This window comes from Mesorhizobium sp. M0019, from assembly GCF_040323975.1.
Lineage (GTDB): Bacteria > Pseudomonadota > Alphaproteobacteria > Rhizobiales > Rhizobiaceae > Mesorhizobium.
In genome coordinates this window covers 1-15,074 of the sequence record NZ_JAMYVK010000083.1, presented here as the reverse complement: position 1 = coordinate 15,074, position 15,074 = coordinate 1, and the positions used below count along the sequence as shown (strand labels likewise).

Here is a 15,074-nt window from a genome sequence, read left to right as displayed (position 1 = left end):
GGAACCCCAGTCACAAAGAACCACGGTCGATCAGCAGGCGCACCGCCTGCCACAAGCGCCATTGCCGCGCGAGCGGCTTAGTCCTCCCGCAAGTCTGCTCAGGTGGTCAAAAACCAGTCATTGCACAGGTAAGTGGCATCAAATCCGATCTATCTTCACCTGATCTCGTCGATATGCAGATACGGGTATATGATGTCGCGCGGCTTCGGTCCCTTCGTCCGACGGCGGATCCGGCGTCGGCTGCCATGAAAGCGGCACCACGATTGCCGACGCTTCCTTGCTCGGCCGCACCGGGGGGGAGGGCGAAAACCTGCCGAAAGCACCGCCCTGCGGGCCGGCGGCTGGGTGAGGCGATCGCGCCGGCCGCTGGTGCCCGAGGGGAAGACCGGTTCCAACCCCTTTGCGGAAGCTCGTTTGCCCTCGGCCGGGTTCACGTCCATGACCCAACCCGGACATCTCGGTCTTGTTGGCTAAGCACTGACTCCTATGGCGGCAGACCGGCTTGGTGCCATGCTTCCACCAGCGTTGCAGCCAGCGCCGGCGTGATCCCAATGGCATTGCAGTATCCACTCGAACTGAAGGATGGTTGCAGCACAAGCACCTGCCTGGCGGCGGCTTTGGCTTCCGCTGTTCGCCCGAGTTTGGCAAGCGCCGCCGCCAAGAGGCTCTGGGTCACGCTGAAGCTTGGATTGGACAAGACGGCTCGCCGGGCGGCGGTTGCCGCTTCCTCGTATTGCCCAAGTATGAAATTGCCGATCGCTACGGCTTGGTGACCCCCAAAGGCAAACCGGTCTACAGGGCTGACCCGCAACGCACGTTCGGCCCACTCGATCGCCCGCTCCGCCTCTCCGGTCCAGGCCAGGAAAATGCCACCAAGAAAGAGCGCGAAGGCGCAAGAGGGGCTCAGCGCAAGCGCCCGCTCGAATGCTTCACGGGCAGCAGCGCGATCATGCTCCACCAGCCCGATGACGAACGCGCCCAGGGCCATCGCGGTTGCGTCATCGCGACCATGGGTGACTGCTGCGCGAGCGTGGCGAATGGCCGCGATGCGGTCGGTCTCCTTGAAGCCGGCTCGGATGAACAGGAACTGGCTGCACCAGGCGAGTAGGCCATGGGCACTGGCATAGTCGGCTTCCAGCACCAGCGCCCGCTCGAGCAGCGGCACCGCCTTGGCTGCCCCCTCCGGCATGGCTACATAGACGTGAGGAAGGGCGCGCAGAACGAGATCGTAGGCGTCGAGATTGTCGGGCCTCTTGCGTTTGACGCGTTCGATTTCCGCATCGCGCAAGCTCGGCTCGATTGCACCCACACCGCTCAACGTGATTTCGTCCTGTAGTGCAAAGATGTCGTCGAGACGGCTGTCGCAGCGGTGCGCCCAAAGATGAATGCCGGTTTCCGCCTCCATGAGTTGGGCACTGATCCGAACGCGCTCGTCCGCCTTGCGGACGCTGCCCTCCAGCAGATAGCGCACACCCAGTTCGCGACCGACCCGCTTCACGTCGACAGGCTGCCCTTTGTAGGTGAAGGTGGAATTGCGCGCGATCACGAACAGCCACTTGATGCGCGAGAGTCCCGTGATGATGTCCTCTACCATCCCGTCAGCGAAATAGTCCTGCGCCGGATCCCCGCTCAGGTTGTTGAACGGCATGACGGCAATCGACGGCTTGTCCGGCAGGGCCAACCGGGGCAGCGTACCGTCGGCTCGCGCGTGTTGCCGGGTGGCCGCCTCCGCGGCGCCACTAGCTCCCGTCCTGACGTCGGCGGCAAGCAGGAAGCCCCGCCGCTGCACGGTGCGAATGATCGCCTGCCTCTCGCCACTGTCGCCGATCGCCCGGCGGGCGGCATTGATACGGCTGTTGAGTGCCGCATCCGATACGGCTCGGCCGTTCCAGACACGCTCGATCAACTCATCTTTGCTGACGACCCGGTTGACGTTCTGCGCAAGATGGAGGAGTAGGTCGAAGACCTGCGGCTCGACGTGAACCACCCCCCGTCGCTGCCCCTAAGCTCTCGTCGGTCAGTGTCGAGCAGGAATTTATCGAATTCAACCAGCATTATGTCCGTCCTTCGCAGTTCTCAAGCGAATGACCCGTAAATCTGCCGCGATCCACAAGATCGCCCGAAAGCCTTTGTGCTGGCAAGCGCACACAATGCTCGCGCATCTATCCGGTAACGATCAGGAGAAAATCATGAGCGAAATCGTAAAGACCGTCTCATATGCCACCCGCGCCACTGACGAGTGCGTGACGTATCTGCATATCTACGCCGATGCCGAGGGGGAAACTCACATGGAAGAGGTGGACCTCGCGTTGCTGCCCCGAGCCTTCTTCAACGGCCATCCGCCGCTGCGTCTGACGGACACGCTTGCGGCGACCGGCTGCAACATCTGCCGGGTGCCTGCCGGCATGGGAGTGGTGGATTGGCACAACCCGCCGCGTCGCGAGCTGGTGATCTGGCTTACTGGCGAAGTTGAATTCGAAACGAGCGACGGCGACATTCGCCGACTCGCCGCCGGCAGCATAGTGCTGGCGGAAGACAGAACCGGCAAAGGTCATATCTCCCGGCATCCCGGAGAGGGCCAGTTGGTCGTCCACGTCGACCTTTGTTAGAGCCGAGTTGCCTGGCCCAGATTCCGGTCGCCTATAGCGCACCCCGCGATGACCGGACGGCCTCATACATTGCGTCGGCTGTTGAGCCGGCGCGTATCCGGCTGCTCGACGAGCCGACAACGCCGCGTGGCCGGAAGGCGAAGCGGTCCGTCCGCATCCATCCCGGCGCTTCCCCGCGGCGGTCGCGCCCAGTCGATCAAGGCACCCGTGGCTGAAGAGCGCGGCTTTGACACCGCGAAGAAGGTTGTCGGTCGCAAGCGCCACATCGCCGTCGACACCGATGGCCGGCTGCTCATGGTCAATCTCACCACCGCCGACATCTCGGACAGCGCCGGCGCTCAGTCGATCGTCGGAAGCATCCGGAAGCGATGCCCTTGGCTCAAGCACCTGTTCGCCGATGGCGCCTATGACCGCACCAAGCTGATGGATGCCGTCGGCTACCGCGACTTCGTTCTCGAGATCGTCCGCAGGAGCGACGCCGAGCCTGGCTTCAAAGTGCTCCCGAGACGTTGGGTCGTGGAGCGCACCTTCGGCTGGATGACGCGATGGCGCCGGCTCGTTCGCGACTATGAACAACGGCTCGACGTCTCCGAAGCCATGATCCACCTCGCCCTAGGCAGCTTGCTCCTGCGCCGCATCGCTCACCCCTGACCATTCTCAAACGGACTCTCAGATCTTTAATAACGGACCTTCAGGTCGGTTCGACTATCGTCGTGGCGTGACCCATCGGAGACCTTCGGTTCCGACCTTTCGAATGGCGGCAATGCGCCAGGAGCCGCCATTCCCGGCGCTTCTCCAATACTGATCTTCGCGCTACGGCTTGAGGCGATTCGGAGCTGACCTTCAAAGATATAGCGAATTAAAGAAAACAGCGGTATTTTGACCAATTGAAATCGTCGGGGGGTGCTCATGGCTCTAGATGTCATTGGTGCAGGCGTGGGTCGCACCGGCACATATTCGCTGAAGCTCGCGTTGGAGCATCTTGGGTTCGGACCGTGTCATCACATGGCAGATGTCCACGCCAAGCCCGAGCGGAAGGCTCTGTGGCGTGCCGCCGGCCAGGGACAACTCCCGAGTTGGGATGCGGCTTATGCCGGCTATCTTTCCGCGGTCGATTGGCCAACGGCCGTATGACAGCATGGCGAAAACGATAGGGTGCACGATGGATGCTGCTACCAATGATCCACAGTCCTTTGGTGTGGCGGTGGTTGGGAAACAGTGGGCGGATTCAAGCGGTCGTCGCAACACTCTGAAGTTGGAGGTTGCGATGAGCATTCGAAAGCGGCGATCGGCACGGTCGGGACGAGCGCCATTACCTTCACCAGGGCGGCCGCCTGTGGCGGGGCGCGATGGACAGATTGGATACTGGAGGGCGATCGCCGCGGGGCTGAGCAGTGAAGATGCTGCGCTCCAAGCCGGAGTGTCGCAGCCTGTAGGAACCAGATGGTTCCGAAAGGCGGGCGGTATGCCACCAGCGATGTTCAGATCTTCGGCGAAGCCGCTCTCCGGGCGGTACCTGTCCTTGGTGGAGCGCGAAGAGATCGCACTTCTCAGGGTACAGGGCCATTCCATGCAGGAGATTGGGCGCTGGCTCGGTCGGTCCGCCTCGACAATCTCCCGTGAACTGCGGCGCAACGCGGCCACCCGCAGCGGCGGGTTGGAGTATCGGGCGACGACTGCCCAGTGGCATGCGGATCGATCGGCCCGTCGGCCCAGGCCGACCAAGCTTGCGTTCAACGCAACCTTGCGCACTTATGTAGAGGAGAGACTTGCTGGCGTTGTCGTGGCCCCGAGCGGCGCTCCCGTTCATGGTCCCACCGTTCCGTGGAAGGGCCGCCGGCATGGCCCGCGAAAGGATCGGCGATGGGCCAGGGCCTGGAGCCCTGAGCAGATTGCCCGACGCTTGCCGATCGACTTCCCGGACGACAAGACGATGCGCATCAGCCACGAAGCCATCTATCAGGCCCTCTTCGTTCAGGGCCGCGGAGTGCTGCGCCGCGAGCTGACGGCCTGCTTGCGAACGGGGCGTGTGCTGCGGGTCCCCAGGGCGCGCGTACGCAGGCGAGGTAAGAGCTTTGTCTCGCCGGAGATCATGATCAGTCAACGCCCCGCCGAAGCGGCCGATCGCGCGGTGCCGGGTCACTGGGAGGGAGACCTCATCCTCGGTCTTGGCAGCTCGGCGATCGGCACGCTGGTTGAACGTACGACACGCTTCACGATGCTGCTGCATCTTCCCCGGCTGGCGGGGCATGGCGAAGCTCCGCGCGCGAAGAACGGGCCTGCGCTCGCGGGACATGGAGCTGAAGCTGTCCGCGACGCAATTACGCGCACCATCATCACCTTGCCCGAAGAGCTACGCCGTTCGCTGACCTGGGATCAGGGAGCCGAAATGGCCCAGCACGATCGTCTCACGATCGATGCGGGTGTCCAGGTCTACTTCTGCGATCCGCAAAGCCCATGGCAGCGCGGCACCAACGAGAACACCAATGGGCTGCTGCGTCAGTACTTCCCGAAAGGCACCGACCTGAGCATCCACAGCGCCGACGAGATCGCCGCCGTGGCAGCGGCCCTCAATGCCCGGCCGAGAAAGACCCTCGGTTGGAAAACACCGGCAGAGGCGCTTGACGAGTTGCTGCCATGAGTGAACACAATCGCTGTTGCGACGACCGCTTGAATCCGCCTTGTCTTTGGCGGTCGATTTGATGACCGTGATCACGCAATCGCGGTCTATGAAGCCCATAACGCTACCGTGAAATCAACGCTGCCGCCTGAACGCCTTCTCACGTATCAAGTCTCAGAAGGGTGGGAGCCGCTTTGTGCCTTTCTCGATGTGCAGTTGCCTTGCCTTCCGAACCGTTTCCACGCACCAATTCGGACTGCCGAATTTCGTGCTCGCGTAGGGCGCTGAACGGCGGTTTTCCGCCCCGGCCGGACCTTCCCGAGCCTGCTCAGGCAATCTGATGTCTGAACGCACCAACCCGACCACGTGGTTGAGGCGGGCGGCTCGATCGTGTTTTTCCAGACCCTTGTTGAATTCCAACGCACAATCTACTTGGCACTGGCCGAGCAGATCAAACTGCTTGCGGCCGGCGGCGGTTGGCTGGCGTTCACGGCCTTTCTGCCGATGGGCATTCTGTTCGGTGCGGCGCATGCGCTGACGCCGGGCCATAGCAAGGCTGTCCTGGCCACCTATCTGGCAGGATCGGATGCCAGCGTCCGGCGTGGGCTTCTGGTGTCGCTGACACTCTCCTTCACGCATGTAACGATTGCCGTGCTGATCGCGGCGCTCTCGTTGCCGTTGGTATCGATTGCCCTGGGCAGTGTGGGCCGCGCCCCGCTGCTGGAAGACGTCAGTCGGGGCCTGCTTGGCCTGATCGGCATCTGGATGGTATGGCGCGCATTGAGCCACGGCCATCACCACAAGCATGAGGGCGAGGCCGTCGGCGTCATGGCCGGCCTGATCCCATGCCCGCTGACGCTTTTCGTGATGACCTTCGCAATGTCCAGAGGCGTTCCGCTCGCCGGCATCCTGTTTGCAATCACCATGATGGTCGGCGTGGCGCTGACCCTGTCTTGCGTTGCGGTGCTGTCGATCGTGTTTCGTGAACGTCTGGTGCATTTTTTCGATAGCCGGCCACGCCTGTTCGATGCCATTTCGCGGGCCATCGAAGGCGTCGCTGGTCTTATTCTTGCAGGCGTGGCGGTTTGGCAAATCTCGTCGAACTAAGAGGTATTTGACTCGGGCGACCGATGCCTGATCGACATCATGGCGAAGGGCGGAATTCGAGGATAGCGGCCCCGGATCCAAGCCATCCAGCACGCGCGGCAACAAAGAGGCGATCGAGGTCCGGTGCGAAGAGCGAGGTTCGGGCTCCGCTGGAAGTCGCCACACGTTCGACCGGCCCGAGCCCTTTTGGGCTGCGCTGCACAACGTCGATCACGCCGTCTCCGCAGCTCACATAGATTCGATCGCGCTTGCCGTCGAAGAAAACATCGTCAGCATCGCCGCATGTATCCAGGCTCGCGGTCACCGCACCACTTGCCGGATCCAGCAGAGCAAGCTTTGCCGGACTGCGGAACACAACTGCAAGCCGGCCCCCCGCGCTGTCGAGCGCCATCGGAAAATTCGCCGCCACGCCTGGTGTTTTCCAGGTAGCCACCTGCTTGCGCGATTTGAGGTCAATGACGGCGATCTGCCCGGCGTCCGGCACATTCGCGAACACCTGGCTCGTTTTCGAGTCAAGCTGAAAGCTTTCGGGATGACCGGCCAGCGTTATGTCTTCAAGCTTGGCTTGGGTCACAGGATCGAGGATGGCCAATCCGCCATCACCATATCCAACAAAAACATCGCCGGAAGACGGATCGATGCGGACATTATCGGCATCGTTGCCGAGAGCAGTGGTTCCCAGTGAGGACATATCTCCTGCATGAAAGAACCGAACGGACCCGTCACCGCCGTTGGCAACGGCGATCACGTCCTGATCGGCAAGGCATGCGACGCCCTGCGGCTCCTTCAGGCCGGTGATCCTATGGAGGATCTTACCAGTCTGAAGGTCGACAACATCGACGCTGTCGTTACCGAGTTCGGCGACGAACAGTCGCCTCCCAACACGATCGATCGCCATGTGATCGATGCGGCCCGAGACGTTTTCGAGTGGGATTGTTCGCTCGAGGATCAGAGGCGGCTCCGCCGCAGCCGGGCCGACTGAGCATACGATCAGGGGGATCGTGGCGATGAGCCCAAGGGCCACGCTGGCGGAGCGCACTGGACCCGACCCTAGCTGTTCGCGAGGTTCATCTTGTCGAGAGCCGCCTTGAGGCCGCGCGCAAGCTTGGCGGCGTCGTCATTCGCCCAGAAATGCATGAAGAAGAGCCGCGGCTGCTCATCGATCATGTGGCTATGCAGTGCCGTGATCTCGATGCCGCTGTCTTGCATCGCCTTGAGAACCGGATTGACCTCCGATGCGATCAGTACAAAATCGCCCGTGATCGCCGCCTTGCCTCCTCCGGTCGGCTGGAAGTTGATGGCAATGGCGGTACCCATCGACACTGGGACCGCCATGCCGCTGTCCGTAATCGTTTCGGCTCGTGGGATAGTGAACTGATAAACCCCGCCATTAGCCTTGCCTTTATGACCAATAGCCTGGTCGACGGCCGCCGTGTCGAAATCGATCTGCTGAGAGGACGCTTGCGGCTGTACGGCACCGGACGCAGCGCTCTCCATCGGCGTCTTGCTCAGCGCCAGTCCCGCATGAAGCGCTGTGGCGAGCGTGACCGGGTCGCCCTGGCCGGAGACGTGCATGTAGAGGGTCATTGGCTCCGCGCGCAGCAAATGGTTGTGCAACGCAGTGATCTCGATCCCGCTCTCTTCAAGCTTCTTCATGACCGGGTTCACTTCGTTCTGCGTCAGAACGATGTCACCCATGACCATTGCCTGGCTCCCCATTGGATCGAATGCGATCCAGCCTCCGAGGGCAAACCCTGGCTTCAGGGATACGCCGTCGAGCGATACCTTCAGGTCGGTTCGTGGCAAGCCAACTCTATAGACGCCGTCGGCCAGCGTGGTTCCTCCTTTGCCCAGCGCCCTTCCGACTTGGCTCCAGTCAGGACTGGCGGCTAACGAAGGGGTGACGATGGTTGCGGCGGCAATGAGAACTGCCCAGCGGATGGGACGTGACATGGCGGTATTCCTCTTTTCTTCAGTGCCAATTGATCGGGGTTGGTTTCGCCGTCGCCGTGCCACTAGAGACAGGTGCGATATTCGACGGCTGGATGGTTACGGCGTATCTGCCATCGCCTGCGCTGCGGCCGGATGCGCGCCGCCCTTCGGCAGGACTGCCGAGACGATACTGGTCGGGAGCGGCAGCGGCCGCTCGAAAATGCCGAGGAGCGGCATCACGACCAGGAAATGGAAGAAGTAATAGAACGTGCCAACGCGGCCGATGAGAACGAAAAGGCCCTCTGGCTTGTTGGCGCCGACCCAGCCCAAAACGATGACGTCGATGACCAGGAGCCAGAAGACCCTCTTGTAGATTGGCCGGAAGCGGGCACTGCGGACCTTCGATGTATCCAGCCAGGGTAGGATGAAGAGGACAGCCACGGCCGAGAACATGGCGATGACGCCGGCAAGCTTGTTCGGGATCGAGCGCAAGATTGCGTAGAAAGGCAGGAAATACCATTGCGGCACGACCTCGGCGGGCGTTTGCAGTGGATTGGCCGGGATGAAGGCGTCGGTGGAATTCAGATAATTCGGCAGGTAGAAGACGAAGAAGGCGAATACCAGCAAGAACGCCGCCAAGCCGAGCAGGTCTTTGACCGTGTAGTAGGGGTGGAAGGGGATGCTGTCTCCCGGCCCGTTGCGGTCGATGCCGAGCGGATTGTTGGAACCGTGCCGATGCAACGCGACGAGATGCAGCATTACGACGCCGACGATGACGAACGGCAGGAGGTAGTGCAGGGCATAGAAGCGCTGCAGCGTCGGATTATCGACGGAGAACCCGCCCCAAAGCCACGTGACAATGCTCTCTCCGACGACAGGAATCGCGGAGAACAGGTTGGTGATCACCGTAGCGCCCCAAAACCCCATCTGGCTCCATGGCAGGACATAGCCAAAGAAGGCGGTCGCCATCATCAGCAGCAGGATGACTACCCCCAGCATCCACAACAGTTCGCGCGGTGCCTTGTATGAGCCGTAGTAAAGGCCGCGAAAAATATGGATGTAGGTCGCGATGAAGAAGAACGATGCGCCGTTCAGGTGGATGTAGCGGATCATCCATCCGTAATTTACGTCGCGCATGATGTGCTCGACGGAGCCGAAAGCGAGGTTCGAATCCGCTGTGTAGTGCATTGCGAGCACCACGCCGGTGAAGATCATGACGACCAGCATGAACCCGGCCAGCGAACCGAAATTCCACAAGTAGTTCAGATTTCTTGGCGTCGGATAGTCGTTCAGTTCATGATTGACGAAGGTGAAAACCGGCAATCGGTGATCGATCCACCGAACGACGCGGCTGCCTGGCTGACGTCTTGCGACGTCCTCATTCGATTGGTCTACCATTCCGTGTCCTCTGCTCAGGCCGCCACCGGCTTCGTGGCGGGTGGCCAGCTGTGCGTTTCCGCTCTGCGGCCCGAAGCCCACGCGTAGAGCGCGTCCCTCAGTTCATATTCGTGGGCAAGGCGATCAAGTGCAGCCGGCGGCGGGCGCTCCGCGGCGAGCAGCACGGCCAGCGCCGCGCTGCGGCCGCCGTCGCCGTCCGCGCGCCATCCCCGGCAGAGCACGCATTCGCCGTCCTCCCCTAGAACCTGAAGATGGCTAACCCCATCAGCGTCGAACTGAAAGGTTAGGTTCACTAGCGGAGTTCCGCCGCGCGGCAGCGGCCACCGATTGCACGCCTCCACGAGTTGGTAGAAGTCGTTGTTCGGCGCGGGGGTTTGCGTCGTCGCTTCTTTGTTGGTGTCGCCGTGGCAGACGTCGCCATTGCCGTAGAACTTGTCATATCACTGCCCCTTCAGTCCGGGTATGCCGGGCAAACTCGATGAGCGACGAATTTGCTGACTTGGAACTGCGGTCAATTGCACGCGGGTCGCATGAGACAACCCCGTGGCAGACCCAAGGGAGACAGTGGACCGCAAAACTCTTCAGCATTTACAAGTCCTGGCGGAAAAACGGCCTATCCGCTGCCGGTATGGCGAGAAACTTATCCGGGATGGCTCCCTGTCGCTTGCATCGACATGCTGCAATTTGGTTTTTTCTGCGCACTCCATTCAAGGCGTGCGCCGTAGGCCGTACAGACCCAGGCAATTCTGAAAAAAACCAAGCCTCGCTAGCTGGGGGACAAAGCGTAACCGCATACGGAAGCCGGCTGCTGATGCTCCGGTGTACGGGCGGCGCGTCATAATCGATAGCCAGATTCGATCATTGTTGTCCGCCCAGGCGTGGTTTACTGCGCGCCGAGTGGCTTTCCGTCGATTGCGTCGAGTAATCTTATCGCCGTCCCGCCCGGAGCGATCGAGTGGAGCGCGCCATCTTCAAGCCCTGCGACGATGAATGAACCATTGGACTGACGGCTAAATCCGTTCGGCACCTGATTGCCGCTCCCAAGCAAAGTTGGTGAGCCATCGTCGCCGAGCCGCGCTACGCCTCCACGAGAGTCGGAAATCCAGATCCCATCTGCTTCGTAGAGCACGCACTCCGGTCGGCTTAAGTTTTTGCCGATAGTGCCGAAATTATTCGTGTGAACACAAAGTCGCGAATAGTCAAACCCTTGGGTTAGGGGTGCGATAGGTGAAAATCTTGGGGGCGGTGGCTCGGTTAGCTCCTCAAAAGCCTTGGTATCCGACATTGTCAGTTCCCCCGCTCGCAAAAAGTCGCACGGGCCTTGCATCTCAAATCTCTCGTTCGGGGGAATGGATTGCTGCGCTCGCGATTCACAATCCGCGGCCAATCTCATTTTGGCGGGCGGGGGCGCGCTTCACGCAAGCCACTTCCCGATCGACGGGGTCGAATCGAAAACCAATCGGTCGTTTCTGTTGACGCATCGTGCAGGGCAGTATGAACACCGGGTTAGGAAATGCGTCCGCGCCGTGGCAGTTAGATCAACATAACCCTTGATAATACTTATAAAGATTGTGGCAAAAGGAAAGCTCTGTCTGATTTCAAGGAGCAGATTCGCGGTGCGGATGGAACATCTTTGTGATTGGAAAGGTCCGCACGGCTGACCCATTTCGGGGCGGTCCGAGCGACGCGAATTCCTCCCAAGGCACGCCACTTGACGGACACAACAAGGAAAATACCGGAGTATTAGAAATGAACAAGATCGCTCTTACCGCCGCCGCGATCCTCGTTGCCACGGGCACCGCCTTTGCCGGCAGCGACCATTATGGCTCCAACGATGCCAATCAGCTCGTTGCGAATCACTTCGTTGCTGGCCGGTCCTCGGCCAATATTGACACCTCGTACACCGGCTCGATCCTGAGGTCGGACAAGACGAAGGGTGAGGCCAACGCCAACGTACCGGCTCAATCGGGCCAAGGCATCTGGGGCCATTGATTCTGAAGCCCACAACTACGAAGAGCGGTGGGCTTGTCCCGCCGCTCAGATTGATCACAAACCCCTCTTCTTGACAGCAGCCTGAAGGTGCCCTCCCAGGGGCACTTCTTTTTTACGGGAAGTCCGAACCGCCTCAGAAAGTGCGGTCCCTTTCAGAGTTGGAGCGCGAACTCGAGGGATAACACAACCGCGAACGCAGCGACCGCGAGCGTGTGAAGCGCGGCCGCAAGCCCGGCAAGAGGACGGATTTCATGAATGATCCAGCCGTCATCGCCCGGCGTGAACAGGCATTGGCGGGGCTGTTGGCTGCGGAGTAGACGTCCAGTCTGGCACTCAAACCTAAAGCCGAGGAGCTTGGCTGATCCGCGCCCGATCGGGCTGCACAACCCGGACCCGCTTACGCCCGATCGGGCGCCCACGTCGGTGCCAAGAGGGGTCAGAACAAGAGCTGCTCAAAATCGTACGCCGCCTTTATCAACCAAAGACAGCAATATCCTTGTTTTCTGGGGCCTTCCATGCGATTCTTCGGGCATGATCGGAAGGAGATGAGTAAGCGCCACGCCGCTCCCCTCGTGCGGGGCATGAGGTGAATGTGCCAAGAATGCCTCCGATCGCGAGAGACGGAGGGCCGCCGTGGGAGCAGACGGCAAAACGGGCGTCCATTTGGACGTCTCGACAGCTGGCTACGCAGGCCGGCTCGAGGTTCTGGACGGTCCAACGGGACGGCGGGTTCGCTCGGAGGCCGAGAGAGCCCGGATTGCGGCCGGGGTGCAGGTGGCGGCGGTCGCGCGCAAGCATGGCGCGACCCGCTGGCAGATCTACGATTGGCGGCGTCGCCTTCGTCAGGGACAACTGGCACTGCCGGAAAGCATGGCGCCGATGTTCGCGCAGTTGATGGTGGACGACTCATCGGCGCCTCAGCGGAGGATGAGGCCATCGAAATCGACGCCGGCGAAGGTGGAAATCGTGATCGACGACATGGTGATCCGAACGGCGGTTGACCTCGAGCAGCTGTCGCAGGTGATCCGAGCGGTTCGGGCCTCGCGATGATTGCACCGGGCAACGATCTGAAGATCTACGTGGCGACCCGGCCGGTTGACTTCCGGCGCGGCATGGACGGATTGGCATTGGCTGTGCAGGAGATGCTAGGCCTCGACCCGTTCTGTGGGGCAGCCCTCGTGTTCCGGGCCAAAAGGGCTGACAGGATCAAGATTTTGGTGTGGGATCGCACCGGCCTTGTGCTGGTGCACAAGCGGCTCGAGGGCTCGAAGTTCGTCTGGCCGCAGGTTCGCGACGGCGTGATGCGCATGTCGCCGGCGATGTTCGCGGCCTTGTTCGAAGGGCTGGATTGGAGACTGGTTCGCCCCGAGCGGGCACGGCGTCCGCAGCTGGCCGGATGAGTGTGGCACAGTGACTCAGGTGCCTTGTCTCCAATGGCGTTATCGGAGATCATGTGGTTGATTTAGTGCATGAATCTGACGGTTCTCCAGGAAGAGAACGAGCGTTTGAAGGCGCTCCTCGCCGAGGCGCAGGCAGCTTTGGCAGAGTCCGAGGAGGCGCGCCGCCGCCTGGAGAGCGTCGTCAGCCAGCTCAACCACGAGAAGTTCGGCGCCAAGTCCGAGAAGCTGCATCCCGATCAATACCACCTGCCGCTCGAAGACGTGGCGATCGCGCAGGGCGTGCTCGATGCCGCGCAGGAAAAGGCGCAGCGGGTCATCCGGGGGCGTTCGGACGGCTCGTCCGGTTCGCGCCAGCGCAATCGTGGCCACTTGCCTGCCCATCTGCCGCGGGTGGAGCGGATCATCGAGCCCAAGAGCACGCTGTGTCCGTGCGGCTGCGGCGAGATGGCCAGGATCGGCGAGGATGTCAGCGAGCGGCTCGACGCAATCCCGGCGCAACTGCGCGTGCTGGTCACGCGCCGCCCGAAATACGCTTGCCGGCGCTGCTCGGGCGCCGTCGTGCAGGCGCATGCGCCCGAGCATATCGTGCCTGGTGGCCTGCCGACCGAGGCGCTGATCGCCCAGGTCATCGTCGCCAAGTTCGGTGATCATTTGCCGTTCTACCGGCAGGCCGAGATCTACGCCCGCCAGGGCATCCAGCTGGATCGGGCGACACTGGGCAACTGGGCTGGCCGGGCCTGCTTCCATCTCAAGCCCATAGCCGACCACATGCGCGGGCATCTGGCGGCGGCCGAGCGCCTGTTCATGGACGAGACCACCGCGCCGGTACTCGATCCCGGACGCGGCAAGGTCAAGAAGGGCTTCTTCTGGGCAATCGCCTCCGATGACCGCGGCCATGGTGGCCAAGGCCCGCCCATCGTGCTGTTCCACTATGCGCCGGGACGCGGCGGCGAGCATGCCGAACGCTTCCTTCAAGGCTTCGGCGGACAATTCCTGCAGGTTGACGCCTATGAGGGCTATGACCGGCTGACACGCCTGGAGCGGCCACAAGGACCATGGCTGCTCGTCCATTGCTGGAGCCACCTGCGCCGACGTTTTGTGAAGCTGGCGCGCAACACCAAGTCCCCGATCGCCGAAGCCGCCGTGCGCCAGATCGCTACGCTCTACGCCGTCGAGGCGACGGTGCGCGGCATGACGCCACAAGCTCGGCTCGCCGCCCGACAGCAGTACTCCACCCCGATCATCGCCGCCTTGAAGCCGTGGTTTGAAAAGCAATTGTCGATGATCTCCTCGGGCTCAAAGCTGGCCGAAGACATCCGCTATGGTCTTGCCCATTGGGAAGGGCTCACCCGCTTCCTCGGCGACGGCCGGCTCGAGCTCGACACCAACCCGGTCGAAAACGCCATCCGGCCCGTATGCTTGACCAGAAAAAATGCTCTCTTTGCTGGCCATGAGGTCGGGGCCGAAAACTGGGCGCTGCTCTCATCCGTCGTGGCCACCTGCAGGCTCAACGACGTCAATCCCGTTGCCTACCTCGCCGAAACCCTCGAGGCCATCATCAACGGCCATCCACAGAGCCAGATCGAGGAACTCATGCCCTGGCGATTCCGGAAAACATCAAGCCCAAACCCATAGGTGATCGGCGAGGCGCTTACGGAGATGAGAATGTCTGAAACGGTGCTGGCAGCGCTTTCCAATATTCGGACCACTGAAGAGATGATCGTGGCGTTCCGTGATGAGGAACATTGTCGCCGGCTGCTGGAAAGCATGGTGTGGCCGGATGGGAGAATTTGCCCCGCCTGTGGTTACAAACGCTCGATCGCAATAGCCGGCCGCGATACGGGCAAGCGGCGTGCACGGCCGGGTCTCTATCAATGCTCCAGTGGCGATTGCCGGTTCCAGTTCACGGTGACGACGCACACGCCTTTGCACTCCACGAAGCTTCCCTTGCGTGTTTGGCTGAAGGCCATGTGGCTGATGCTGCAGTCGGATAAAGGATTGTCCTCGGTGCGCCTG

At 61.5% G+C, this 15,074-nt stretch carries 16 protein-coding genes and 1 pseudogene; 11 read left to right on the top strand and 6 right to left on the bottom strand.

Going from position 1 to position 15,074, the window contains the following annotated elements:
• Positions 1-484: 484 nt before the first annotated feature.
• A complete protein-coding gene (locus NKK47_RS33355; RefSeq protein WP_352579719.1) occupies positions 485-1,987 on the bottom strand; it encodes a winged helix-turn-helix domain-containing protein in 1,503 nt (500 codons plus the stop codon).
• Between the two features lie 202 nt (positions 1,988-2,189).
• On the opposite strand from NKK47_RS33355, the gene NKK47_RS33350 reads away from it, so the two are divergent.
• The 6 genes and pseudogenes from NKK47_RS33350 to NKK47_RS33325 all read left to right on the top strand — a co-directional run bounded on the left by NKK47_RS33350 (position 2,190) and on the right by NKK47_RS33325 (position 6,336).
• Entirely contained in the window at positions 2,190-2,609 is a 420-nt protein-coding gene (locus NKK47_RS33350; RefSeq protein WP_352579718.1) for a cupin domain-containing protein, read from the top strand.
• A gap of 69 nt (positions 2,610-2,678) precedes the next feature.
• A pseudogene (locus tag NKK47_RS33345) lies at positions 2,679-3,260 on the top strand (IS5 family transposase); the annotation flags it as partial.
• A gap of 258 nt (positions 3,261-3,518) precedes the next feature.
• Complete coding sequence (locus NKK47_RS33340; protein WP_352579717.1) at positions 3,519-3,743, top strand: sulfotransferase; 225 nt, start codon at positions 3,519-3,521, stop codon at positions 3,741-3,743.
• Between the two features lie 133 nt (positions 3,744-3,876).
• Positions 3,877-5,250 (top strand): IS30 family transposase, encoded by a 1,374-nt coding sequence (locus tag NKK47_RS33335; RefSeq protein ID WP_352579716.1) that lies wholly within the window; start codon positions 3,877-3,879, stop codon positions 5,248-5,250.
• A gap of 33 nt (positions 5,251-5,283) precedes the next feature.
• Complete coding sequence (locus tag NKK47_RS33330) at positions 5,284-5,517, top strand: sulfotransferase (protein WP_352579721.1); 234 nt, start codon at positions 5,284-5,286, stop codon at positions 5,515-5,517.
• A gap of 102 nt (positions 5,518-5,619) precedes the next feature.
• Entirely contained in the window at positions 5,620-6,336 is a 717-nt protein-coding gene (locus NKK47_RS33325) for a HoxN/HupN/NixA family nickel/cobalt transporter (RefSeq protein ID WP_352579715.1), read from the top strand.
• A gap of 37 nt (positions 6,337-6,373) precedes the next feature.
• Here the strand turns inward: NKK47_RS33325 and NKK47_RS33320 are convergent, their stop codons facing one another.
• The 5 genes from NKK47_RS33320 to NKK47_RS33300 form a co-directional block, all read right to left on the bottom strand.
• Positions 6,374-7,234, bottom strand: coding sequence for a hypothetical protein (locus tag NKK47_RS33320; RefSeq protein WP_352579714.1), 861 nt, complete (start codon positions 7,232-7,234; stop codon positions 6,374-6,376).
• A gap of 152 nt (positions 7,235-7,386) precedes the next feature.
• Positions 7,387-8,289: a DUF1259 domain-containing protein gene (locus NKK47_RS33315; RefSeq protein ID WP_352579720.1), complete on the bottom strand. Its 903-nt coding sequence runs from the start codon at positions 8,287-8,289 to the stop codon at positions 7,387-7,389.
• Positions 8,290-8,385: 96 nt separating this feature from the next.
• Positions 8,386-9,666 (bottom strand): cytochrome b N-terminal domain-containing protein, encoded by a 1,281-nt coding sequence (locus NKK47_RS33310; protein ID WP_352579713.1) that lies wholly within the window; start codon positions 9,664-9,666, stop codon positions 8,386-8,388.
• A 14-nt stretch (positions 9,667-9,680) separates the two neighbouring features.
• On the bottom strand, positions 9,681-9,959 hold the full coding sequence (locus NKK47_RS33305; RefSeq protein WP_352579712.1) for a hypothetical protein: 279 nt from the start codon (positions 9,957-9,959) through the stop codon (positions 9,681-9,683).
• A 590-nt stretch (positions 9,960-10,549) separates the two neighbouring features.
• The gene (locus NKK47_RS33300) at positions 10,550-10,951 is read right to left on the bottom strand and encodes a hypothetical protein (protein ID WP_352579711.1); all 402 of its coding nucleotides are present in this window, start codon (positions 10,949-10,951) and stop codon (positions 10,550-10,552) included.
• Positions 10,952-11,415: 464 nt separating this feature from the next.
• Between NKK47_RS33300 and NKK47_RS33295 the strand changes: the two genes are divergently transcribed.
• The 5 genes from NKK47_RS33295 to NKK47_RS33275 form a co-directional block, all read left to right on the top strand.
• Complete coding sequence (locus tag NKK47_RS33295) at positions 11,416-11,658, top strand: DUF680 domain-containing protein (RefSeq protein ID WP_352579710.1); 243 nt, start codon at positions 11,416-11,418, stop codon at positions 11,656-11,658.
• A gap of 633 nt (positions 11,659-12,291) precedes the next feature.
• On the top strand, positions 12,292-12,708 hold the full coding sequence (locus NKK47_RS33290) for a transposase (protein WP_352579709.1): 417 nt from the start codon (positions 12,292-12,294) through the stop codon (positions 12,706-12,708).
• Positions 12,705-13,058 carry an IS66 family insertion sequence element accessory protein TnpB gene (tnpB, locus tag NKK47_RS33285; protein WP_352579708.1) on the top strand — a complete coding sequence of 118 codons (354 nt, stop codon included), beginning with the start codon at positions 12,705-12,707 and terminating at the stop codon, positions 13,056-13,058. Before NKK47_RS33290 ends, tnpB begins: the two co-directional genes overlap by 4 nt.
• Before the next feature lie 69 nt (positions 13,059-13,127).
• On the top strand, positions 13,128-14,693 hold the full coding sequence (gene tnpC / locus NKK47_RS33280) for an IS66 family transposase (protein WP_352579707.1): 1,566 nt from the start codon (positions 13,128-13,130) through the stop codon (positions 14,691-14,693).
• A 30-nt stretch (positions 14,694-14,723) separates the two neighbouring features.
• On the top strand, positions 14,724-15,074 hold a 351-nt coding region (locus NKK47_RS33275), incomplete at its 3' end, for a transposase (RefSeq protein ID WP_352579706.1).